Source organism: Cypionkella aquatica, from assembly GCF_030161095.1.
GTDB classification, from domain to species: domain Bacteria; phylum Pseudomonadota; class Alphaproteobacteria; order Rhodobacterales; family Rhodobacteraceae; genus Cypionkella; species Cypionkella aquatica.
Genome location: NZ_BSPP01000004.1, coordinates 564,057 through 585,335 on the forward strand (window position 1 = coordinate 564,057; position 21,279 = coordinate 585,335).

A 21,279-nucleotide genomic window follows, 5' to 3' on the forward strand; every position below is an offset into this window, starting at 1 on the left:
GGTTGTTTCACGTGAAACATTTTGATGTAATTGTCGTTGGTGGTGGTCATGCGGGTGCGGAGGCAGCGGCTGCTTCGGCACGCATGGGTGCCAATACTGTTTTGATCTCTTTGCGGCGTGATGGCATTGGGGTGATGTCGTGCAATCCGGCTATTGGTGGCCTGGGTAAGGGCCATCTGGTGCGCGAGATTGACGCGATGGATGGCATTATGGGCTTGGCGGCGGATCGGGCGGCGATTCAGTACCGGTTGCTTAATCGCCGTAAGGGTCCGGCTGTGCAGGGTCCGCGGGCGCAGGCCGACCGCAAGCTGTACCGCGCGGCAATTATGGATTTGTTGCAAGCGCAGCAAAACCTGACCATCATGGAAGCGGAAGTCATTGCTATAAAAGAAGAAAACGGCATTGCCACAGGCGTTACCTTGGCTGATTCCACCGAACTGCACGCCTCGGCGGTGGTTCTGACGATGGGCACCTTTCTAAACGGCATCATGCATATTGGCAATCAACGCAGCCCAGGGGGGCGCGTCGGTGATCGACCATCGGTTAAGCTTGCAGAACAACTTGCGGGTTTGGGGCTGGCGCGGGGAAGGTTGAAGACCGGAACGCCACCACGTTTGGACGGGAATACGATCAATTGGGACCTGCTGGAGACGCAGCCCGGTGATGAAGAGCCGGTTGTTTTTTCCTTTCTGAATAAAGTGCCACAAGTGCGGCAAATTTCCTGTGGAATCACGCATACCAATGAGCGGACTCACGCCATTGTGCGAGACAATTTGAGCTTATCTGCGATGTATGGCGGCCACATTGAAGGCATCGGCCCGCGCTACTGCCCGTCGATTGAGGACAAGATCGTTCGGTTTGCTGACAAAACTTCGCATCAGATTTTCCTGGAGCCTGAAGGCTTGGAAGATAGCACCGTGTATCCGAATGGCATTTCGACGTCTTTGCCTTATGACGTGCAGGAAGCATATGTGCGATCCATCGCCGGCCTAGAGAATGTAAATATAACTCAGCCTGGCTATGCGATCGAATATGACTATTTTGACCCGCGTGAGCTGGATTTGTCTTTGCAGTTAAAGGCGTTACCGGGGGTGTTTCTGGCTGGGCAGATAAATGGCACAACTGGCTATGAAGAGGCAGCGGCACAGGGTTTGCTTGCTGGCTTGAATGCGGCGGCGCTTTCCAAGGGTCGCGACTCGGTCAAGTTCAGTCGGTCTGACAGCTATATTGGCGTGATGGTTGATGATCTTACCTCGCGTGGGGTGACGGAGCCCTATCGCATGTTTACCTCGCGTGCCGAGTATCGCCTTACATTGCGGGCCGATAATGCTGACCAGCGTTTAACGCCGTTCGGCATTGAATTGGGCTGTGTGGGGACAGGGCGTGCTGATGCCTTTGTTGCCAAGCAGCAAGGCTTGACTGCAGCGGCGGTGCAGCTACAGCAGAGAACTTTTTCGCCTACAGAGCTGAGCAAGTTTGGGTTTGAGCTGAGCCAAGATGGCGCAAAGCGCACGGCATTGGCGCTGATGGCGTTTCCCGATGTGACGATTGAGAAAATCATCGAACTGGTGCCTGAATTTGATGCTTTTGAACGCGATATACAGCAGCAGACAGCAACTGATGCACTGTATTCGCAGTACGCTGCGCGGCAAAAGCATGAAATTGCTGCGTTGAAGCGCGAGGAAGCAGCGGAAATTCCAAGCGAATTCATCTTCGCTGGTTTGCCGGGCCTTTCGACAGAGTTAGGCCTTAAGCTTGCGCGGATTCGACCGACAAACCTCGCACAAGCAGCGCGCATTGAAGGCATGACGCCAGCAGCACTGACTCTTATCCTTGCGCATATCCGTAAGGCGCGGCGCGAGGCAACGGCATAATGTGGCGCGAGAAAGCGGAAGTTCCGTCATGGCTGAGTGTTTCACGTGAAACATTGGAAAAACTTTTCAGCTATGGCGACTTGGTTGAGAAGTGGAATCCTGCAGTTAATCTAATTTCGAAGAGCGGTGTTCCAGATCTATGGAGCCGCCATATTCTGGATTCAGCCCAGATCATGCTTCAAGCGCCCGACGCCGCCACGACTTGGTGTGACCTTGGCAGTGGCGGTGGATTTCCGGGTATTGTCTTGGCAATCCTTGCAAACGAGTTGCAGCCAAAATTGTCGATGACGATGGTGGAATCAGACCGCCGGAAGTCAGTGTTTCTGTCAGAGGCGCTGCGCCATCTTGGCATTACTGCAATTATAAAAACGGAGCGTATTGAAGCACTTATGCCGCAGAACGCCGATGTCCTAACCGCACGAGCCTTGGCACCACTGCCGCAACTATGCAGCTACGCGCACAGACACCTTAGCCCGACCGGCGTCGCCCTGTTTCCAAAAGGCGCGGCAACCGCGCAAGAGATCACTGCTGCGCGCGCAGATTGGCAGTTTGACAGCAGTGAGATGCAAAGCCTGACCGAACATAATGCACGAATTGTCGCCATTCGGAATCTCCGCCATGCATGATATGATGGGCACCGGCGGGCCGCACATTCTTGCCATTGCGAACCAGAAAGGGGGCGTCGGCAAAACCACGACGGCGATCAACCTTGCAGCTGCCTTGGTCGAACTTGGTGCGCGCGTTTTGCTGGTTGATCTGGACCCGCAGGGAAATGCCTCGACCGGATTGGGGTTTTCCCCGACAGATCGCAAGAAAACCACCTACGATCTGCTTCTGGACGAAGTGCCGCTGGTAGAAGCTGCCGTCACAACCGAATTTTCCGGTTTGTTTCTGTGCCCATCAAGCGCAGATCTGTCATCTGCCGATATCCAGCTTGTTTCTAACGAAAAGCGCAGCTTCCTGCTGCATGATGCACTGAGAGAACCCCGTGTTGAAACTTTAGACTTAGATTTTATTCTGATTGACTGCCCGCCTTCTCTCAGCTTGCTGACGGTCAATGCAATGGTTGCCAGCCACGCCGTGCTCGTTCCGCTGCAAGCAGAGTTTTTTGCATTGGAGGGGCTGTCGCAACTGATGCTGACAATCCGTGAGGTGCGCCGCGGCGCGAACCCGGGCCTGCGGATCGAGGGCGTCGTTTTGACTATGGTGGATGGGCGAAATCGGCTGTCGCAACAAGTTGAACATGATGCACGTTCGACCTTGGGGGATCTGGTGTTCAAAACGATGATCCCCCGCAATGTACGGCTCAGCGAGGCACCGTCATACGCTCAACCGGTGCTAAGTTACGATAGCGCGTCCAAAGGTTCCGAGGCATATCGGGCTTTGGCCATAGAAGTTCTGCTGCGCCATCCCCTTCGCAGCAGATTCAGTGAGGAGACGGTTTGATGGAAAAGAAATTTGATCGACGCGGCCTTGGGCGTGGCCTTTCTGCGCTTATGGCGGATGTTAACATCGATTCCGTCTCGGCTGCGCCAGAGCTTCGGGCATCTGAGTTACTGCTTCCAGTGGAAAAGATCGTACCCAACCCGGATCAACCAAGGCGTGATTTTGAGCCGCAGGCGTTGAACGATTTGGCGGCATCGCTGCGGCAAAAGGGTGTTATTCAGCCCTTGATCGTGCGGAAAAAGCCCGGTCAGGATCTCTATGAAATTGTGGCGGGTGAACGCCGTTGGCGTGCGGCGCAGATCGCGCAACTCCATGAATTGCCTGTGATTATTCGAGAGTTTACCGACTCAGAGGTTCTCGAAATCGCAATCATTGAAAACATTCAGCGCGCAGAGCTTAACGCGATTGAAGAGGCCTTGGCCTATCGCCAATTGATGGACCGTTTCGGGCACACTCAAGAAAAGATTGCCGAAGCGCTGTCTCGTAGTCGCAGCCACATCGCCAACCTTTTGCGGCTGCTTGCTCTGCCTGGCGACGTTCAGCAAATGGTGCAATCCGGGACCCTATCTGCAGGGCATGCCCGCGCCCTGATTACCACTGGAAACGCGACAGAATTGGCGCTTAAGGTGATCGGCCGTGGATTATCGGTGCGCGAGACCGAAGATCTTGTGCGAAAGTCTGCCGTTGATCCGGCGAAGCGTCGCGCACTGGCCCGACGGGGTGAAAAAGACGCCGACACCCGCGCCCTTGAAGCCGATCTTGCTGCAAATTTGCATATGGGCGTACAGATTGATCACGTCCAAGGTGGGGAGGGTGGCAAGGTGACCATCAGCTATCGCACTCTTGAACAACTCGATCTGCTGTGTCGCGTTCTCTCAACGATTCCCCGCGATGCCGAATTTTAGCTTTTGCTGAGCTAGGTTGTAGCCAATTCGCGCAGCACTGCGTTCAGAACCATTCGGCCGTTCAAGGTTGTCTGTAAACGGCCGTTTTTGGCGGTTAACATGCCAATATCGGTTAAGTTTTGGAGCTTAGCGGGTGAGAGCGCCGCCCCAGCAATGTCCTGATAGCGCGCTAAATCCAGTCCTTCGCCCAAGCGCAAAGACATCAGCAAATACTCCAGCCGATGGTCATCTGAAGTCAGCAGGCTGCGGGGCAACTCAGGTGTCTTACCGGATTCAACGAGGCCCAGCCAAAGGGCAGGAGATTTAGGTGCTTCGGTTGCCCATCTTTCACCGGCCAAAGTCATGCGACCGTGCGCGCCGGGACCGATGCCCAAGTAATCACCCCCACGCCAATAAATCAGATTGTGCCTTGATTCACAGCCGGGTCTTGCATGATTTGACACCTCATAGGCAGGCAGTCCGGCCTTCTCGCAAAGCTCTTGCGTCGTCTCAAACATCTCGGCTGACAGGTCTTCGCTTGGCAAACCTTTCAGGCCACCCTTGGCGAACCGATCGCCAAATGCGGTGCCATCTTCAATTGTCAGCTGATAGAGAGATAGGTGATCAATCGCCAATTCCAGCGCGCGGCCAAGCTCTTCCCGCCATGCTTGCAGTGTCTGATCTTGTCGCGCATATATCAGATCAAAACTGACGCGGTCAAAGCAAGACCGTGCAATTTCAAAGGCTTGTCTGGCCTCGATGGCGCTATGCTTGCGGCCAAGCTTGCGCAAATCCTCGTCGTTCATTGCTTGCATGCCCATTGAAACCCGCGTCACGCCAGCTTGTTGAAACCCGCGAAACCTTCCTGCCTCGACCGAACCCGGGTTGGCTTCTAAGGTGATTTCGGGGTCATTTGACATTGGCCAAGTGGCTCGGATGCGCTCAATGATGGCAGCAACCAGATCGGGTGACATCAGCGATGGGGTGCCGCCGCCGAAGAATACTGAATTCAGGATGCGCCCTTGCGTTTCACGCCCCAGTCTGTCGATCTCAGACAAATAAGCGCGCTGCCATTGCTTTTGGTCTATGTGCTTTTCGACATGGCTGTTGAAGTCACAATAGGGGCATTTAGACTCGCAATATGGCCAATGTAGATACAGGCCGAAGCCGCCATGTTGCCAATCTTCCATCATTAGCCTTTAAATGCAGTGACTTCGATTTCGACCTTCATCTCGGGTCTGATCAGGCCCGCGATCACCATCGTCGCTGCGGGTCTGATCTTGCCCAACGCGTCACCCAACACGGGCACCAGCGCCTCGACCAAATCCGACTGTGTCACTGTGTACTGCACGCGGACGATGTCGGCCATTTCAAACCCTGCTTCGACCAGAACTGCTTCTATTGTGGCGAAGCAGTTTCGCCCCTGATCGGCGATGTCATCCGGCATTTTCATCGTAGCATAGTCATATCCTGTGACGCCTGACACAAAACACCATCCACCTTTCACGATGGCGCGGCTATAGCCCATTGTCTTTTCGAACGGCGATCCGGTGGATATTTGTTTCACGTGAAACATCCTTCTACAAGCTTGCGAAATGCATCGGCGCGGTGACTGATCTGGTTCTTTTGCCAGCGATCCATTTCGCCAAAGGTCAAGTCGCTGCCCGAGGGCTGGAATATCGGATCATAGCCATGCCCCTGATCGCCGCGCATGGGCCAGACGATCTGCCCCGCCATAACACCTTCAAACACCTCATCATGACCATCCGGCCAAGCCAACACCAAAGTGCAGCGAAACTGCGCCAACCGTGGTTCGGTCGCCGCAATCGCCTCAAGTCGATCCCAAGTTTGGGTCATTGCCATGACAAAATCACGCCCGGTGGGTGTTTCTGCCCAATCCGCTGTATAGACCCCCGGTGCGCCATCCAATGCATCAATGGTGATGCCAGAATCATCGGAAAGCGCTGGCAAGCCAGTGGCTTGCGCCGCCGCATGTGCTTTGATTCGGGCATTGCCAACAAAGCTGTCCTCGGTTTCCGCTGGTTCCGGCAGGTTCAGTTCACCCGCCGAAACCACAGAAATTCCAAATCCCTCCAGCAGCTTGGCAATCTCCTCCAGCTTCCCGCGATTGTGCGTCGCAACCAACAGCCGGTCACTTGAGAATTTCCGCATCACGCGATCCCCAAAGCGGCCTTCTGCGCGGCAACCAGACCAGCGACGCCCGCCTCGGCCAAATCCAGCAATTCGCCCATCTCGGCACGCGAGAATGTCGCGCCTTCTGCAGACATCTGCACCTCAATCAGCCGCCCGCGTCCTGTAAGAATGAAATTGCCATCCGTCCCTGCAGCAGAATCCTCGGGATAATCCAGATCGAGCACTGGCTGCCCCGCATAAATACCACAAGACACCGCAGCCACATGGTCGATCATCGGGTCGCTGACAATCACGCCTGATTTCAGCAGCTTGTTCATCGCCAACCGCAAAGCCACCCAGCCACCGGTAATGGATGCGCACCGGGTACCGCCGTCGGCTTGAATCACATCGCAATCAATCACGATCTGCCGCTCACCCAAAGCCGAGCGATCAACCCCGGCCCGCAACGCGCGACCGATAAGCCGTTGAATCTCTTGCGTGCGACCGGATTGCTTGCCCGCCGCAGCCTCCCGACGTACCCGCGAATTGGTCGCGCGTGGCAACATGCCATATTCTGCCGTCACCCAACCCAACCCGGTGTTTTTCAAAAACGGCGGCGCTTTGTCTTCAATGGTGGCCGAGCACAAAACATGCGTCTCGCCCATCTTGATCAGGCACGAGCCTTCCGCATGTTTCATCACACCGATTTCCATAGAAACCGGGCGCATTTCGTTCAATTTCCGACCAGAGGGGCGCATCACATCATCCTTTTTCGCTTTATCCCAAATAGTCCTGCGCCCCGTCCTGATGCAACCCTCATTGACGTTCACAGCCCAGCCTCCTTAATGAGGAACAGCAATTGGGATTTCCGAATGAGCAATGGTGCCAAAATCCTGTCCGAGATGAACGACCGCTCGCGCGAAGTGTTTCGCCGAGTCGTCGAAGGCTACCTTGCCTCGGGTGATCCGGTCGGCTCGCGCACCCTGACCCGCAGCATGTCCGAACGCCTGTCAGCGGCCACGATACGCAATGTGATGCAGGATCTCGAACTTTTGGGTCTGCTCGACAGTCCGCATATCTCGGCGGGGCGGATACCAACTCAACAGGGTCTGCGCATGTTCGTCGATGGCCTGCTCGAAGTCGGCACCGTCGCCGCCGAAGACCGCCAGTTGATCGACACTGCCTCAGCCAGCAACGAATCAGACATCACCAGTCTGCTTGACCATATCGGCGGCACCCTTTCTGGCATCACCCGCGGTGCGACGGTGGTTCTGGCCCCCAAGGCCGAGGCGCCGATCCGCCATATCGAATTTGTGAGCCTTGCTGCCGATCGGGCATTGGTGGTGCTGGTCTTTGCCAACGGCCATGTCGAAAATCGCGTTTTCACCCCGCCGCCTGGTCAAACTCCATCTTCCATGCGCGAGGCTGCAAACTTCCTCAACGCGCTGGCCGAGGGTAAAACCCTGTCCGAACTGCGTCGCAGCATCAGCCAGGATATTGCCAATCGTCGTCAGGAAATCGATTCCCTCGCCCGCGCTCTGGTAGAAAGCGGCATTGCGCTGTGGGATGGCACGGACGAGCATGCCGAGCGTCTTATTGTGCGTGGTCGCTCTAATCTGATCGAGAATTCGGCCGAAGCCCAAGATATCGACCGTATCCGCATCCTGTTCGATGACCTTGAACGCAAGCGTGATATCGCCGATTTTCTCGAATTGGCAGAAACCGGCGAGGGCGTGCGCATTTTTATCGGCTCCGAGAACAAACTCTTTTCACTTTCGGGTTCCTCTCTGGTGGTCTCTCCCTATATGAACGCTGATCGAAAGATCATTGGCGCGGTGGGCGTGATCGGACCGACCCGGCTGAACTATGGCCGGATTGTCCCGATCGTCGATTATACCGCGCAATTGGTCGGCAGGCTTTTGTCGGAACGCAGTTCAGGCTAAGGCGTGCCAAAGCGGAATAGAATGTAAGGATAGACGATGGCGCAGGACAATACCGCCCCAGAGAAGGACGAGATGGAAGGCCTCGACGATTTCGTTGCGGCTGAACAGCTTGATGCGCTGCGCGCCGAGCGTGACGACATGCGTGACCGCTTCATGCGCGCCTTGGCTGATGCCGAAAACGCCCGCAAACGCGGAGAGCGTGACCGCCGCGAGGCCGAGCAATTCGGCGGCTCCAAACTCGCGCGCGACATGCTGCCGGTTTACGATAACCTGAAGCGTGCGCTTGATGCAGCCAACGAAGAGACCCGCGCGCAAGCTGGGGCCTTGATCGAAGGGCTGGAACTGACCCTGCGCGAGCTGACCAATGTGTTGAAGAAGCACGGCGTTGCCGAGATCAATCCCGAGATCGGCGAAGTGTTTGATCCGCAGCAACATCAGGCGATGTTCGAGGCGCCGCTGCCGGGTACCAAGGCTGGCCAGATCATTCAGGTTCTGGGCGTCGGCTTTATGCTGCACGACCGCCTGTTGCGCCCGGCGCAGGTTGGCGTGTCGTCAAACACCCAAGGCTGATCGCTTTGCTGGCCCCGGAGGGTTTCACACCCTCCGGACCACCCGTGGAGTATTTCCAAAAGAGCAATTAAATTTTAGTCAAGTTTTCAGCATTTCCTTCAGCTGATAGACCAAGCGCAGCGCCTCCATCGGCGTCAAGTCATCCGGCAGCACCTCTTTCAGCGCTGTTTCTACCTTAGAATCTTTGGCGACCGGCTTCGGTGCTGGCGCGGGCATTGCCCGGAACAGCGGCAGATCGTCGATCAGCGCCTTTTGCCGCGACCCTCCCTCACGCTCGCCTGATTCCAGGGCTTCCAGCACGACCTTAGCGCGTTCGATCACCGTTGCGGGCAGACCGGCCAACCGCGCCACCTGCACGCCATAGGATCGGTCAGCCGCACCTTTCTTCACCTCATGCAGGAAAATCACCTCGCCGTCCCACTCCTTGACGGTCACAGTTGCGTTCTCTACCCCAGCAAGTTTGCCGGAAAGCGCTGTCATTTCATGGTAATGCGTGGCGAAGAGGGCGCGACAGCGGTTGGTTTCGTGCAGATGCTCCATCGTGGCCCAGGCAATTGAAAGCCCGTCATAGGTCGCGGTGCCGCGGCCAATCTCATCCAGAATGACCAGCGCGCGATCATCGGCTTGGTTCAGGATCGCAGCGGTTTCAACCATTTCCACCATGAAAGTCGATCTGCCGCGCGCAAGGTCATCCGAAGCCCCGACCCGGCTGAACAACTGGCTGACAAGGCCGATATGGGCAGAGGTCGCGGGCACAAAGCTGCCTGCCTGCGCCAGAAGGGCGATCAGCGCGTTCTGCCGCAAGAAAGTGGATTTACCCGCCATATTTGGGCCGGTCAGCAGCCAGATCGCGGGGATTTTTGCTTCGGTCAGGGCGCAATCGTTGGCGACAAAGGCAGCTCCGCCCTGTCTGCGCAACGCGCGCTCGACCACCGGATGGCGTCCTGCGGTGATCACAAAGGCGTGGCTGTCGTCAACGCGCGGCTCCGCCCAGTTCTCAGCCGCCGCCAGATCGGCAAATGCACCGTTCAGATCGATCTCTGCCAATCCGCGTGCGCAGGCGCCGATTGGACCGGATTGATCCAAAATTGCGGCTCTAAGCGCCTCATAGTGCCGCTTTTCGATCTCAAGCGCATGATTGGCCGCGTTCAGAATCTTGGTTTCAATCTCGTTCAGCGGCAGGGTGGTAAAGCGCACCTGATTGGCAGTGGTTTGGCGGTGGATGAAGGTTTCCGACAGCGGTGCTGCGAACATCTTCTCGGCGTGCAATGCGGTGGTTTCAATGAAATAGCCCAGCACGTTGTTGTGCTTGATCTTCAGACTTTGGACACCCGACAGCGCGATGTATTCGGCCTGCATCTGCGCGATGACGCTTCTGCCTTCGTCGCGCAGACGGCGGGTTTCGTCCAGATCGGCGTCAAAGCCCGTGGCGATATAGCCGCCATCGCGGGCCAGCAGCGGCGGTTCGGCGACCAAAGCCTGATCCAGCAGCTCGATCAGCGTGGCATGGCCGACCAAGGCCTTGGCGGCATCGTGCAACAAGGGCGGCACGTCGATCAGTCGGGTGGCGATATTTTCGGCTTGCGTCAAACCGGTGCGGATGGCGGCAAGGTCGCGCGGGCCGCCACGCTCCAGTGCCAGCCGCGACAGGGCGCGATCAATGTCGGGCACGCGGCGCAGATCCGTGCGCAAATCTTCGCGCAAACGGCTCTGTTCCAGCAGAAAACGCACAGATTCCAACCGTTGATGGATCACAGCCAGATCGCGGGCTGGGCTGGATATGCGGCGTTCCAGCAGGCGCGCGCCCGCAGCGGTGGCGGTGCGATCCACGGCGGCCAGCAAAGACCCTTCGCGACCACCAGAAAGCGCCTGACTGATTTCAAGGTTGCGCCGGGTAGAGGCGTCAATCTGCATCGCTCCGCTGGCACTTTCGCGCAATGGCGGGCGCAACAGCGGCAGTTTCCCGCGTTGGGTCAGATCAAGGTAATCGACCAAAGCGCCCATCGCCGAAATCTCAGAGCGCCCAAAGCTGCCAAAAGCCTCTAATGAGCCGACGCCCCACAGCTTGCACAACCGCTGTTCGGCATTTGTTGAATCGAAACTGCCCCGTGATAGTGCACTAAGCGCCGCACCGGATTCAGTCACTATACCGCCCAAATCATGATCTCGGTGCTCTGCCACCAAGACTTCGCGCGGCGCTAGACGAGCCAGTTCTGGCGCAAGACGCACCTCCGGGCAGGGCATCACCCGCAACTCTCCGGTTGAGATATCCACCCAAGCCAGTGCGGACTCTTCGCGCACCTCGGCAAAGGCCGCGAGGTAGTTGTGCCGACGGGCTTCCAGCAGCGAATCCTCGGTGAGCGTGCCGGGGGTGACCAGCCGCACCACGTCGCGCTTGACCACCGATTTGCTGCCACGCTTTTTCGCCTCGGCCGGGTCTTCCATTTGCTCGGCGATTGCGACGCGAAAGCCCTTGCGGATCAGCGTCAAAAGATAGCCCTCGGCGGCGTGATAGGGCACACCGCACAGGGCAATTGGCTTGCCATTGTGAAAGCCGCGCTGGGTCAGGGTGATGTCCAAAGCTTCGGCGGCTGCAACGGCATCCTCGAAAAACATCTCGTAGAAATCGCCCAAGCGATAGAACAGCAAGGCGCTGGGGTTCTGGGCCTTGATCTCTAGATATTGCGCCATCATCGGCGTTACGGTTTCATCGCTCACAACATCTATCCCCTTGATCGCCGCTTACCCTACAAAACCGCGACTGCGGCGGCAACACGGCGTTGCAGTTCGGGGATGGCTTGGGGATGCGCCAGATACACTTCCACTGGCATCATTTGCCAATACTGGCCCTCATCACCAAAACGAATCGCAGCGATTTCAGCCGGAGTGATATGGCCCGCGAAAAACACTGCAACCTGTGCGGGGTCAATCATGCTGGGCCAAACTTCGCGCAGGATCAAACGCGCAGGCGGCAACCGCAGCCCAAATTCCTCATACAGCTCACGCAACAAACATTCCTCGGGCGTCTCGCCGGCCTCGCGGCCGCCGCCCGGTAGATCCCAAGTCGCGGGCCAAGGCAGTCCGGGCTTGTCGTCGCGCAGATAGGTCAGCAAAGCGTCACGGCACAGCAGCGCCGCCTTGCATCCCCTAAAATCCATCAGCGCAGATCAGTTGTCATTGATGTCTTTGTCCCACAGCTTGACCTGTCCGCTTTGCACCCCAACCGTGGCGCGCAGCGCGATCCACGCGGCCAGCGACAGCAAAGCAAAGATCAGCAAGGTCAGCGGCAAACTCACCGACAGACCGATGCCCAACAGCACCCCGGTCAGCACCGCGCCTGCAGCAAAGCCAAGAAAGATGAAGCCGGGCAGCAGCACTTCGGCCACGCCCAAGGCAAAGCCGCCAGCGATCCAAACCCACCAGATCGTCCACATTTATCCGCGCCCTTTCAACATCTTGAACGCATCGCCAAACGCATCCAAAGCCTGCGCCGGCACAATGATCATTTGCTTGCCCGAGCCTTGGCCAACTGCCGTCAAAGCCTCGACCTGTTTCAGCGCCACCTGATATTGCGCGGCCTCGATACCGTTTTCCTTGATCGCTTCGGCGATGGTGCTGGTTGCGTAAGCCTCGGCATCGGCCAGCACGCGGCGCGCTTTGGATTCCTGCTCGGCTGCGTAAAGCTCTGCATCGGCGTTCAGTTCGACCGCGCGCTTTTTGCCCTCGGCCTCGGTCACTTGCGCGCGCCGCGCCCGCTCGGCGTTCAGCTGCTGCATCATCGCGTGGCGGGTGGCTTCGTCCAGCGACACGTCGAGGATTTCGGCGCGAGTCACCTCAATCCCCCAATCTTCGACCATGGCGCGGACATGCTCGCGGATATTCGCGGTCAGTTCGTTGCGGTTGGATTGCACCTGATCAAGCTCCATCTTGCCGATTTCCGAACGCACGATCCCGGCGACGGTTGTGGCAATCGCGCTGTCGACATCCTTAATGCGGTAGACGGTCTTTTCGGGCGAAATCACCCGGTAGAACACGCTTGTTTCCACCTTGACCAGCACGTTGTCGGTGGTGATCGCGTCCTGATGCGCGGTGGGCAGTTGGCGTTCCAGAATGGACACCTTGTGCGCAACCCGGTCCAGAAACGGAACCGTAAAGTTGATGCCCGGCCCAAGCACCGAGCGCAGGCGGCCTAGACGTTCCACCACATATTTTTCGCTTTGGGGCACGATGCGGATGGCCTTGAACAAAGCGACGATGATGAAAAGCGCGATTGCGGCAAACACCGCGCCGCTGCCGAGAAATTGCTCAAAATCCATGAAAATCTCCTGTTTCAAATCAAATAGGCAGAGGGTGCCCTGCCACAAGGTGCCTTGGAATCGAAGTTTGCGCAACGGGTGGCTGTTTTTGGTGGTGGTGACGGTATGCGGCGGGATACCTTTCGGTTTGACCTTTCCCCCTGTTATCGCTCACATTGCGGCCAGCCAAAGCGCCATCGCTTGAACCGCGTCAGAGGACACATCATGACCCAATCGCAAATCGGCCTGATCGGCCTTGGAACAATGGGCGCAATGCTGGCGCTGAACATCGCAGAAAAGGGCTTTCCGATTGCGGTGTGGAACCGCACCGCATCGGTGACGCATGGCTTCAAGGCCGAGGCGGGTGTGCTGGCCGAAAAGATCACCCCATGTGAGACTTTGGCCGATCTGGTCGCGGCGATTGCCAAACCGCGCGCCATCATCCTGATGGTGCCTGCGGGCGATCCGGTGGATGAGATGATCGCCGATCTGACCCCGCTGTTGGACGCGGATGATCTGATCATCGACGCAGGCAACGCCTTGTTCCACGACACCGATCGCCGCGCGGCTGCGGCTGCGATCAAAGGCCCGCATTTCCTTGGCATTGGCGTGTCGGGTGGGGCCGAGGGCGCGCGGCATGGTCCGGCAATCATGGGGGGCGGTCTGCGTAGCGACTGGGACCGGGTTGCTCCGATCCTGAACGCGATTGCGGCGAAGTATAAGGGCGAGCCTTGCGCCGATTACATGGGGCCAGCCGGGGCAGGGCATTTCGTCAAAGCCGTGCACAACGGCATTGAATACGCCGATATGCAGATGATCGCCGAGGTTTACGGCGTGATGCGTGACGGCTTGGGCATGGAGGCGCAAGCGATTGCAGAGACGTTCAAGGCGTGGAACACGGGGCCGCTGCAATCCTATCTGATTGAGATTTCAGGCGAAGTTGCCGCGGCTACCGATACCCATTCGGGCAAACCGATGCTGGATATGATTTTGGACCGCGCGGGCCAAAAAGGCACTGGCCGCTGGACGGTGATCGAAGCGCAGCAACTGGCCGCCACCATCCCCGCGATTGAGGCGGCGGTTATGGCGCGCAATCTGTCGTCGCGGCTTGAGGAACGTCTGGCGGGTGAGGCGGTCTTTGGGGCCGCCCCGCAAAAGACTGCAAACGTGACCTTGGCGCAGCTGGAACAAGCGATGATCGCGGGCAAGATCCTGTGCTATGCGCAGGGCTTCGCGCTGATCTCGGCGGCGTCGAAAGCTTTTGATTGGCCGATGCCTTTGCCCGAAATCGCGCGGGTCTGGCGCGAGGGCTGCATCATCCGCTCGTCGATGCTGAACGATATGGCGACGGCTTTGACTGAAGATGCAGAGCGCAACCTGATGCTGGCGCCGTTCTTTGCTGACCATCTGAAAGCCACGCATGGCGCGTTGCGTCAGGTGATTGCGGCGGGTGCGCTCAGCGGGTTGCCGGTTCCGGCGCTGGCCTCGGGCCTTGCATGGTTTGATATGATGCGCACCGGGCGTTCGACCGCGAACATGATCCAAGCCCAACGCGATTTCTTCGGCGCGCATGGGTTTGAGCGGGTGGATGGCATCGCCGACAAACACGGGCCTTGGGCCGGCCATGGGCTTTAAGGCTCAGCCCCGAAAGCGTTCCATATAGAGCGCAAACCCCGCCGCATCGTGGCGGGTGATTGCGACGGCGTGTTCCGGGCTGATGGCTTGAAACGCCACAGCATCGCGTGGGCGGCATTGCACAAAGCTATTCAGATCGCAGGCCAATACGGTGGCAATCTTCGGATAACCGCCAGTGGTCTGGTGATCTGACAGCAGCACCGTCGCCACCCCATCGCCCGAGACCTGGACCGCGCCGCGCAAAATCGGCTCGGACGGGATCGACAGCGCATTTTCTGGCGCGATGGCAGGGCCGCGCAGGCGCAGACCCATGCGATCAAAGGCATCGGTGGTCTCAAACCGCGCCGAGGTGAATGTAGCCAGCGTGTCCGCCGCGAAAAACCGATCCTGTGGCCCAAGCGTGCAGCGCAACAGATGCCGGGGGCGTGCCCAGATCGGGCAGGGAATCGGGCCGTGCAGATCGGCGCGGGTTTGCGCATCGGCGATGGTCAGGACTTGCCCGGTTGCCAGTTTCCCGCCGCCAAAGCCAGAGAGGCCATGCGTGGCATGACTGCCAAGCCACTCATTTGCTTGTAGATTTCCCATGAACGCAAGGTAGCACCACGACCCCCACGGACCGGGGCGGATGTTCAACACATCTCCGGCCGTCAGGGTCAGAACCTGCCACGCCCCCAACTTTCCGGCCTTGGTTTCCGCGATAAAACCGCCGCCAACAAAGGCGACTGTGACAGCCCCACTTTCACACTGCAGGGTCAGACCGCCCAAGGAAACCTCTATACCGGGCTGCCCGGCTGCGTTGCCAAGGGCGGCATGTGCCACCGCAAAACTGCGGCGATCCATCGGGCCCGAGGCGGGGACGCCATAGCGCATCAGGCCGGGGCGGCCTTGGTCCTGAATACTGACATGCGGGCCTGCAAAGCTGACGCGAAAGCTGGCTTCGGTCATTTTGCGGCCTCGTATTCCGCGCGGGCAATGCGGCGAAACCGCACTTTGTCGCCGACATCAAACAGGAAGGGGCGGGCGGTATCGCCTGTCAGGATGCGGGTGGGCGATCTGCCGATGATCCACCAGCCTGTTGGCATTGTCAGCGTGGTGACAAGGCATTGCGCGCCCGCAATAATCACCGACCCTGCTGCTACACCCCCCACCGGGCTTGGCTTGCGGTCCAGCCGTATCACCTCTGGCACGCCGCCGAGATAGGCGTAGCCGGGGGCGAATCCATACAAAAACACCGCGTAATCGCCCGCCAGATGCGCGTTGATCACCGCATCGGGCGTAAGACCGCAGGCTTGGGCGACGGCGGGCAGATCGGGCGACAGATCGGCGTCGTAGCAGACCTGAACCTCGCGCTGGGCTGGTTGCGCGCGCGGGGCGGTTTCAGCGGTCAGCAGATGGCGCAGATGGGCGGTGACGCTGGGGTGATCGGTCAGCAACGGGTCAAACACGACCAGCAAATTGATGAAAGCAGGCACTGATTCGACGAAGCCCGCGCAGGGGGTATCCGTCAGCGCCTGATCAAGCTGCAGCACCGCATTGTGGGCGCCGGGGTCCAGCGTTGTGCCAAATTCGACCAGCACCGCACGCTCGGCGCAGGGGCGAAAGAGTGGCGCTTGTGGTGTGGGCTGCATGGTTTAGGGCAAAAAAGGCGCGATAGTGACGCCCGCAGCGGTCAGTTGCGCGCGGATATGGCGGGCCATCGCAACCGCGCCGGGGCTGTCGCCATGCACGCAGATCGACTGCGCCGCAAGTGGGATCGGATCACCGCCGACCACAGGCATCAGACCGCTTTCAAGAAAGCTCAACAGGCGTGCAGCGGCGGCTTCGGGATCGTGGATCATCGCTCCCGGCTGGCTGCGCGGCACAAGACGGCCATTCGGCAGATAGCCACGGTCGGCGAAAATCTCGGAGTAAACCGCGATCGCATGGGCGCGGGCGGCATGCTCCAACGCGGTTCCCGAAATGGCAAGGATTGCCAGATCAGCTGAGATCGCCTTGACCGCCAAGGCAATCGCATCCGCAACGGCGCGATCATCAGCGGCCAGATTGGCCAAAGCGCCATGCGGTTTGACATAGGCGACGCGGGTTCCGGCCAGAGCCGCCACGCCCTGCAGGCTGCCGATCTGCGCCGCTACCATGCGACCGACCTCTGCCGGGGCCATGGGGATCACCCGTCGGCCAAAGCCCAAAGGGTCGCTATAGCCAGGATGCGCGCCGACGGTTACGCCATTCTGCGCGGCAAGTCGAAGCGTGTGGAACATCGTTTCGGGGTCGCTGGCATGGCCGCCACAAGCGATATTGGCGCTGCTGACCAGCCCCAGCATGGCCGCATCGTCACCCATCGCCCACGGGCCATAGCCCTCGCCAAGATCAGAGTTCAGGTCGATGTGCATCGTGTGACTTTCCGGCTTTTGCAATGGCAGCATAGCCGCGAAAAACCCATAGGTCCAAGGGATCAGAACGCGATGCTATAGCGCATTTTCGCGCGCCCCTGATCCAAGGCCAGCAATGCCTCCGAAGCATCCTGCAGGCGGATCACTTCAACCGGGCTTTCCAGCGGGCTTTCCTGATGCAGGTGCATCAGTTCCGCCATCTGCGCCCGCGTGCCGACGCTGGTGCCGGTCAGGGTAATCCCGGTCCATGTGAGCCATTCGTGACTAAGCGGCACCGGTTCGGCAACCATCGCCGCTGCGATGATCCGCCCCAAGGGTCGTGTCGCCGCCTGCATCGCGGGCCAAGTGCGGGTGGTGGGGGCGAAATTGATCGTGGCATGCGCACGCAAAACCTGCGGCCAAGTGTCGGGCAGGGTGGCAGTGGCAAGTTCGGTGGCACTGGCCCCCAAGCGCCGCGCCAGTTCCAATTTGGCGGGGTCGTTGTCAACCGCGACAACACGCGCGCCCCGCCGTGCCGCCAGTTGCACCGCGAACAGGCCCAGACCACCACAGCCAAAAATCGCGCAAGTTTCACCATGCACCAGCTTTGCCCGCTCAATCGCACCATAAGCCGTCAGCCCCGCACACATCAGCGGCGCCAGTGCAGCGCCATCTCCTGCAGGCACTTTCACAGCGAACGCCGCCTTGGCCACCACATATTCGGCAAACGTTCCCGGCACGTTGAACCCATGCGCGCGCTGGGCCGCGCAAAAGCTTTCCTCGCCCGCCAAGCACAGATCGCAGGTGCCACAGGTGTCATGCAGCCAAGCCGCCCCGGCGCGCTGGCCAATCACCCAGCCTTCGACGCCCGCGCCAATCGCGGCAACTTCGCCGACACCCTCATGCCCCAGAATGAACGGATCGGGTGCGACCGAAGCCTGCGTCTCGCCCTTCCAGATATGCACATCGGAATGGCACACCCCGCTCGCCTCCAGCCGGATCAGGATTTCCCCCGCTCCCGGCGCCGGTACCGGCAGATCGACCAACCGCAAGGGTTGGCCAAAGCCATTCATCACTGCCGCGCGCATCAAGGCCATGTTACAGACCCAGTGCGGCCTTCACCGCAGGCAGGCCGGGCTGGCCGTCAAAGGTGGTGACATCCTTCAGCCACGCCTCCAGCATGTCGGGGTGCTTGGCCATCATCGCAGTGCCGGCGGCTGGAAACTCCATCCCCTCGCCCATGATCATCTGCATCCCGGCGTTTTCATAGTCGATGTTAAACGCCAGCTGGCTGAAGAATTTGCCGACATTCGGGCAGGTCTTGGCATAATCGCGCCGTGCAATCGTATAGACCGAAGCGCCGCCAAAGTTCGGTCCAAACTCTGCATCGCCATCGGCCAGATAGCCAATCTGCTGCACCACATTCATCGGATGCGGCTGCCAGCCCAGGAAAACCACCCATTCCTTTGCTGAAACCGCGCGCTCAACCTGCGCCAGCATCCCAGCCTCCGAGCTTTCAACAATGGTCCAGTCGCCCAAACCATGTGCATTGGCCGCGACCATATCCAGCAGCGGCTGGTTCGACCCCGGCTCGATCGCGTAAATCTTCTTGCCGAACTGGTCGCCATGCGCCGCCAGATCGTCGAAACTTTTGATCCCGGCATCCGCCACATATTTCGGCACGGCAAGGGTATATTTCGCGCCTTCAAGGTTCATCCCCAAACGCTCTACAATGCCATCGTCGAAGAATTTCGCGTATTGCACGTCCTGAAAGGGCCGCCAGTTGCCCTGAAACACGTCGATATCGCCGCGCTCCATCGACACGAAGGTGACATCAAGGCTGAGTAAGGTTTGCGTGGCGTCATAGCCCAAGGCATCCAGAATCACCTCGGCCGTGGCATTGGTCAGGCCGATATCGGTCCAGCCCAAATCCGAGATCCGCACCGCCTTACAGGCCTCTGGTTCAGCCGCTTGCGCCGCCCCCACAGCCATCGCCGTCATCAACACTCCTGCCAGAACCTTGCGCATGGGTTTCCCTCCGTTTGCTGGCCCAAGCCTGCGCAGGCAAAATTTATACGTCAATATAAATTATTGTATGTGCGTTCAGTTTTTTGATCTGCTATGAAAAACCATGACCAAAATCGCTTTTCGCACCCGTATCGAAGACCTGCGCCGCCGCGAATTGATCGAGGCTGCGCATCGCGTGTTCATGCAGCACGGGCTTGGCGGCATGACCACCAAGCGGATTTGCGAAGAGGCGGGCATGTCGGCGGGCATCCTGTCTTACTACTTCAAAGGCAAGGAAGATGTGCTGTTCGCCATGGTCCGCCTGAACAACCGCGTGTTGATGGAGGCTGTGGCGACTGGCCTTGCGCAGGCCACAACCCGCTGGGGCAGGCTAGAGGCGATCATCGCCGGAAACTTCCCCGAAGGCCTGTTCGAGCCCAATATCGCCAACGCTTGGCTGTCGGTCTGCGCGGCATCCTCCACCAATATCCGCTATGTGCGGTTGCAGCGGATTTTCTACGCACGGCTGCAATCCAACCTTGCCTCGGTGTTCCGCGACGTGCTGGCTGACGCACGCTTCAAGCAGATCGCCTTGGCGCTTGGCACGATGATCGACGGGTTATGGCTGCGCCGCGCCACTGGCGAAGCGTTGATCAGCACCGATTGCACCGCCCTTGTGCTAAGCGTCGCGGTGGCCCTTCTGACCGAAGCGGAACAGGCGCAGTTGCAGGCAGCGTGATCTCTCGGCGGAAAGGCCCGCCATCGGTTTGCCCTTTGCCGCAAATCCTTTAAGCTTGTGCAAAGCAGTTTGGTGGAGGGTTTCATGCAGGTCACACGGCGCAATTTCTCATTGGGTTTTGCGGCACTTGGGCTGTCAGCCTGTGTCGGCGGCGGCAGCATGCGCAGCCCCTCGGCTCCAGCCGCGATGCCAATGGTGCCCGATGCGGGGTTTGACACCTGGGTGCAGGCGTTCCGGCCCCGCGCCGCGGCCAAAGGCATCTCGGACAGCACCTTCAGCACTGCGTTCCGCGCTTCTGGCTTTATCCCCGGCGTGATCGAGAAAGACCGCAACCAGACCGAATTCACCCGCACCACCGAAGACTACCTTGCCATTGCCGCCAGTGACGAGCGCCTCAGCATGGGCCGGCAAGTGCTGGCACAGCAGATGGGCACCCTGCGCGCGGTCGAGGCCCGCTATGGCGTCGAGCCGCATGTCGTCGCCGCCTTCTGGGGGCTGGAAAGCTTTTTCGGCACAAGGCGCGGCGATGTTCCGGTGATCTCGGCTTTGGCGACCCTTGCCTATGAGGGCCGTCGCGCCGCGTTCTTTGAACAGCAGTTGGTGGCCGCGCTGAAAATCCTGCAAAACGGCGATACCACGGTGCAGAACATGACTGGCAGCTGGGCGGGTGCGATGGGCCACACCCAGTTCATCCCGACCAGCTACCAAGCCTTCGCGGTCGATTTCAACGGCGATGGCCGCCGCGATATCTGGAGCGATGATCCAACCGATGCGCTCGCCTCGACCGCCGCGTATCTGTCGAAAAACGGCTGGACCCATGGTCAGCCTTGGGGACAAGAGGTGACGTTGCCCAGCGGCTTTGACACCGGCCTTGCCGGGCGCGGCAAAGGGCGGTCGGATTGGGCCTCTTTGGGCGTGCGGGCGGTGAATGGCAGCTTGGGCGGGCATGGCGCGGCATCCTTGCTGCTGCCGGGGGGGCCGCGCGGCCCAGCGTTCTTGCTCTATCAAAACTTCAACGTGATCCTGCGCTATAACAATGCCGAGAATTACGCTTTGGGCGTCGGCTATCTGTCCGATCGCCTGAATGGCGCAGGCCCGCTGCGCGCGGCCTTCGGCCCGGATGCGCAGGGCATGACCTTGGCAGATCGGCAAAGCCTGCAACGCAAGCTAACCGCAGCGGGGTTTGACACCCAAGGCTCGGATGGCGTCGTGGGCGCGAAAACCATCGCCGCGATCAGCGATTTCCAACGCGCGCGCGGCTTGCCGGTGACCGGGCAGCCCAGCATGGATTTGTTGCGGATGCTGTAACACCGCGCGGCGCGTTAAGGCAGCCTATTCCCGTAAAAAGTATGGCCGCTTTCCATACGCAATATGGCCCTTTTCC

22 protein-coding genes are annotated in these 21,279 nt (G+C 59.1%); 9 read left to right on the forward strand and 13 right to left on the reverse strand.

What is annotated here, in order from left to right; translation table 11 throughout:
• Positions 1-11: 11 nt before the first annotated feature.
• From mnmG to QQJ98_RS06215, 4 genes are read left to right on the forward strand one after another with little or no spacing between them, the layout of a single operon-like run.
• A complete protein-coding gene (gene mnmG / locus QQJ98_RS06200; protein WP_284324454.1) occupies positions 12-1,874 on the forward strand; it encodes a tRNA uridine-5-carboxymethylaminomethyl(34) synthesis enzyme MnmG in 1,863 nt (620 codons plus the stop codon).
• The gene (gene rsmG / locus QQJ98_RS06205) at positions 1,874-2,500 is read left to right on the forward strand and encodes a 16S rRNA (guanine(527)-N(7))-methyltransferase RsmG (RefSeq protein ID WP_284324455.1); all 627 of its coding nucleotides are present in this window, start codon (positions 1,874-1,876) and stop codon (positions 2,498-2,500) included. The genes mnmG and rsmG overlap by 1 nt, the downstream gene beginning before the upstream one ends.
• Positions 2,493-3,320 carry a ParA family protein gene (locus tag QQJ98_RS06210; protein WP_284324456.1) on the forward strand — a complete coding sequence of 276 codons (828 nt, stop codon included), beginning with the start codon at positions 2,493-2,495 and terminating at the stop codon, positions 3,318-3,320. The genes rsmG and QQJ98_RS06210 overlap by 8 nt, the downstream gene beginning before the upstream one ends.
• Positions 3,320-4,225 carry a ParB/RepB/Spo0J family partition protein gene (locus tag QQJ98_RS06215; RefSeq protein ID WP_284324457.1) on the forward strand — a complete coding sequence of 302 codons (906 nt, stop codon included), beginning with the start codon at positions 3,320-3,322 and terminating at the stop codon, positions 4,223-4,225. Before QQJ98_RS06210 ends, QQJ98_RS06215 begins: the two co-directional genes overlap by 1 nt.
• Before the next feature lie 11 nt (positions 4,226-4,236).
• Here QQJ98_RS06215 and hemW read toward each other — a convergent pair whose 3' ends face one another.
• Genes hemW through rph form a run of 4 tightly spaced genes read right to left on the reverse strand, consistent with a single transcriptional unit; the run spans position 4,237 to position 7,095 of the window.
• Entirely contained in the window at positions 4,237-5,394 is a 1,158-nt protein-coding gene (hemW, locus tag QQJ98_RS06220; RefSeq protein WP_284324458.1) for a radical SAM family heme chaperone HemW, read from the reverse strand.
• Positions 5,395-5,396: 2 nt separating this feature from the next.
• Positions 5,397-5,771, reverse strand: coding sequence for a RidA family protein (locus tag QQJ98_RS06225; RefSeq protein WP_284324459.1), 375 nt, complete (start codon positions 5,769-5,771; stop codon positions 5,397-5,399).
• Positions 5,768-6,379, reverse strand: coding sequence for an RdgB/HAM1 family non-canonical purine NTP pyrophosphatase (gene rdgB, locus QQJ98_RS06230; protein WP_284324460.1), 612 nt, complete (start codon positions 6,377-6,379; stop codon positions 5,768-5,770). Before rdgB ends, QQJ98_RS06225 begins: the two co-directional genes overlap by 4 nt.
• Positions 6,376-7,095, reverse strand: a complete 720-nt coding sequence (gene rph / locus QQJ98_RS06235) for a ribonuclease PH (protein ID WP_284324461.1) — start codon at positions 7,093-7,095, stop codon at positions 6,376-6,378. Before rph ends, rdgB begins: the two co-directional genes overlap by 4 nt.
• Positions 7,096-7,209: 114 nt before the next feature.
• On the opposite strand from rph, the gene hrcA reads away from it, so the two are divergent.
• Positions 7,210-8,280: a heat-inducible transcriptional repressor HrcA gene (hrcA, locus tag QQJ98_RS06240; protein WP_284324462.1), complete on the forward strand. Its 1,071-nt coding sequence runs from the start codon at positions 7,210-7,212 to the stop codon at positions 8,278-8,280.
• A gap of 72 nt (positions 8,281-8,352) precedes the next feature.
• Positions 8,353-8,850 carry a nucleotide exchange factor GrpE gene (locus QQJ98_RS06245; protein ID WP_431307799.1) on the forward strand — a complete coding sequence of 166 codons (498 nt, stop codon included), beginning with the start codon at positions 8,353-8,355 and terminating at the stop codon, positions 8,848-8,850.
• Positions 8,851-8,928: 78 nt separating this feature from the next.
• On the opposite strand, the gene mutS is transcribed toward QQJ98_RS06245, so the two are convergent.
• The 4 genes from mutS to QQJ98_RS06265 are packed head-to-tail and all read right to left on the reverse strand — an operon-like array spanning position 8,929 to position 13,166.
• Positions 8,929-11,568, reverse strand: coding sequence for a DNA mismatch repair protein MutS (gene mutS, locus QQJ98_RS06250; protein ID WP_284324464.1), 2,640 nt, complete (start codon positions 11,566-11,568; stop codon positions 8,929-8,931).
• Between the two features lie 29 nt (positions 11,569-11,597).
• Positions 11,598-12,008 carry an NUDIX hydrolase gene (locus QQJ98_RS06255; RefSeq protein ID WP_284324465.1) on the reverse strand — a complete coding sequence of 137 codons (411 nt, stop codon included), beginning with the start codon at positions 12,006-12,008 and terminating at the stop codon, positions 11,598-11,600.
• 9 nt (positions 12,009-12,017) lie between these two features.
• Positions 12,018-12,284 (reverse strand): NfeD family protein, encoded by a 267-nt coding sequence (locus QQJ98_RS06260; RefSeq protein ID WP_284324466.1) that lies wholly within the window; start codon positions 12,282-12,284, stop codon positions 12,018-12,020.
• Entirely contained in the window at positions 12,285-13,166 is an 882-nt protein-coding gene (locus QQJ98_RS06265; RefSeq protein WP_284324467.1) for an SPFH domain-containing protein, read from the reverse strand.
• A 204-nt stretch (positions 13,167-13,370) separates the two neighbouring features.
• On the opposite strand from QQJ98_RS06265, the gene gndA reads away from it, so the two are divergent.
• Positions 13,371-14,780 carry an NADP-dependent phosphogluconate dehydrogenase gene (gene gndA, locus QQJ98_RS06270; protein WP_284324468.1) on the forward strand — a complete coding sequence of 470 codons (1,410 nt, stop codon included), beginning with the start codon at positions 13,371-13,373 and terminating at the stop codon, positions 14,778-14,780.
• Between the two features lie 3 nt (positions 14,781-14,783).
• Here the strand turns inward: gndA and QQJ98_RS06275 are convergent, their stop codons facing one another.
• Genes QQJ98_RS06275 through choX form a run of 5 tightly spaced genes read right to left on the reverse strand, consistent with a single transcriptional unit; the run spans position 14,784 to position 19,177 of the window.
• Positions 14,784-15,725 carry a 5-oxoprolinase subunit C family protein gene (locus QQJ98_RS06275; protein ID WP_284324469.1) on the reverse strand — a complete coding sequence of 314 codons (942 nt, stop codon included), beginning with the start codon at positions 15,723-15,725 and terminating at the stop codon, positions 14,784-14,786.
• Positions 15,722-16,408, reverse strand: coding sequence for a 5-oxoprolinase subunit B family protein (locus QQJ98_RS06280; protein ID WP_284324470.1), 687 nt, complete (start codon positions 16,406-16,408; stop codon positions 15,722-15,724). Before QQJ98_RS06280 ends, QQJ98_RS06275 begins: the two co-directional genes overlap by 4 nt.
• Positions 16,409-16,411: 3 nt before the next feature.
• On the reverse strand, positions 16,412-17,203 hold the full coding sequence (locus QQJ98_RS06285; protein WP_284324471.1) for a LamB/YcsF family protein: 792 nt from the start codon (positions 17,201-17,203) through the stop codon (positions 16,412-16,414).
• 29 nt (positions 17,204-17,232) lie between these two features.
• Positions 17,233-18,246, reverse strand: coding sequence for an alcohol dehydrogenase catalytic domain-containing protein (locus tag QQJ98_RS06290; protein WP_284324472.1), 1,014 nt, complete (start codon positions 18,244-18,246; stop codon positions 17,233-17,235).
• Between the two features lies 1 nt (position 18,247).
• Entirely contained in the window at positions 18,248-19,177 is a 930-nt protein-coding gene (gene choX / locus QQJ98_RS06295; RefSeq protein ID WP_284324473.1) for a choline ABC transporter substrate-binding protein, read from the reverse strand.
• A gap of 103 nt (positions 19,178-19,280) precedes the next feature.
• On the opposite strand from choX, the gene betI reads away from it, so the two are divergent.
• Both betI and QQJ98_RS06305 read left to right on the forward strand, forming a co-directional pair.
• Positions 19,281-19,895 carry a transcriptional regulator BetI gene (gene betI, locus QQJ98_RS06300; protein ID WP_284324474.1) on the forward strand — a complete coding sequence of 205 codons (615 nt, stop codon included), beginning with the start codon at positions 19,281-19,283 and terminating at the stop codon, positions 19,893-19,895.
• Between the two features lie 84 nt (positions 19,896-19,979).
• Positions 19,980-21,203 carry a lytic murein transglycosylase gene (locus QQJ98_RS06305; RefSeq protein ID WP_284324475.1) on the forward strand — a complete coding sequence of 408 codons (1,224 nt, stop codon included), beginning with the start codon at positions 19,980-19,982 and terminating at the stop codon, positions 21,201-21,203.
• Positions 21,204-21,279: the final 76 nt, after the last annotated feature.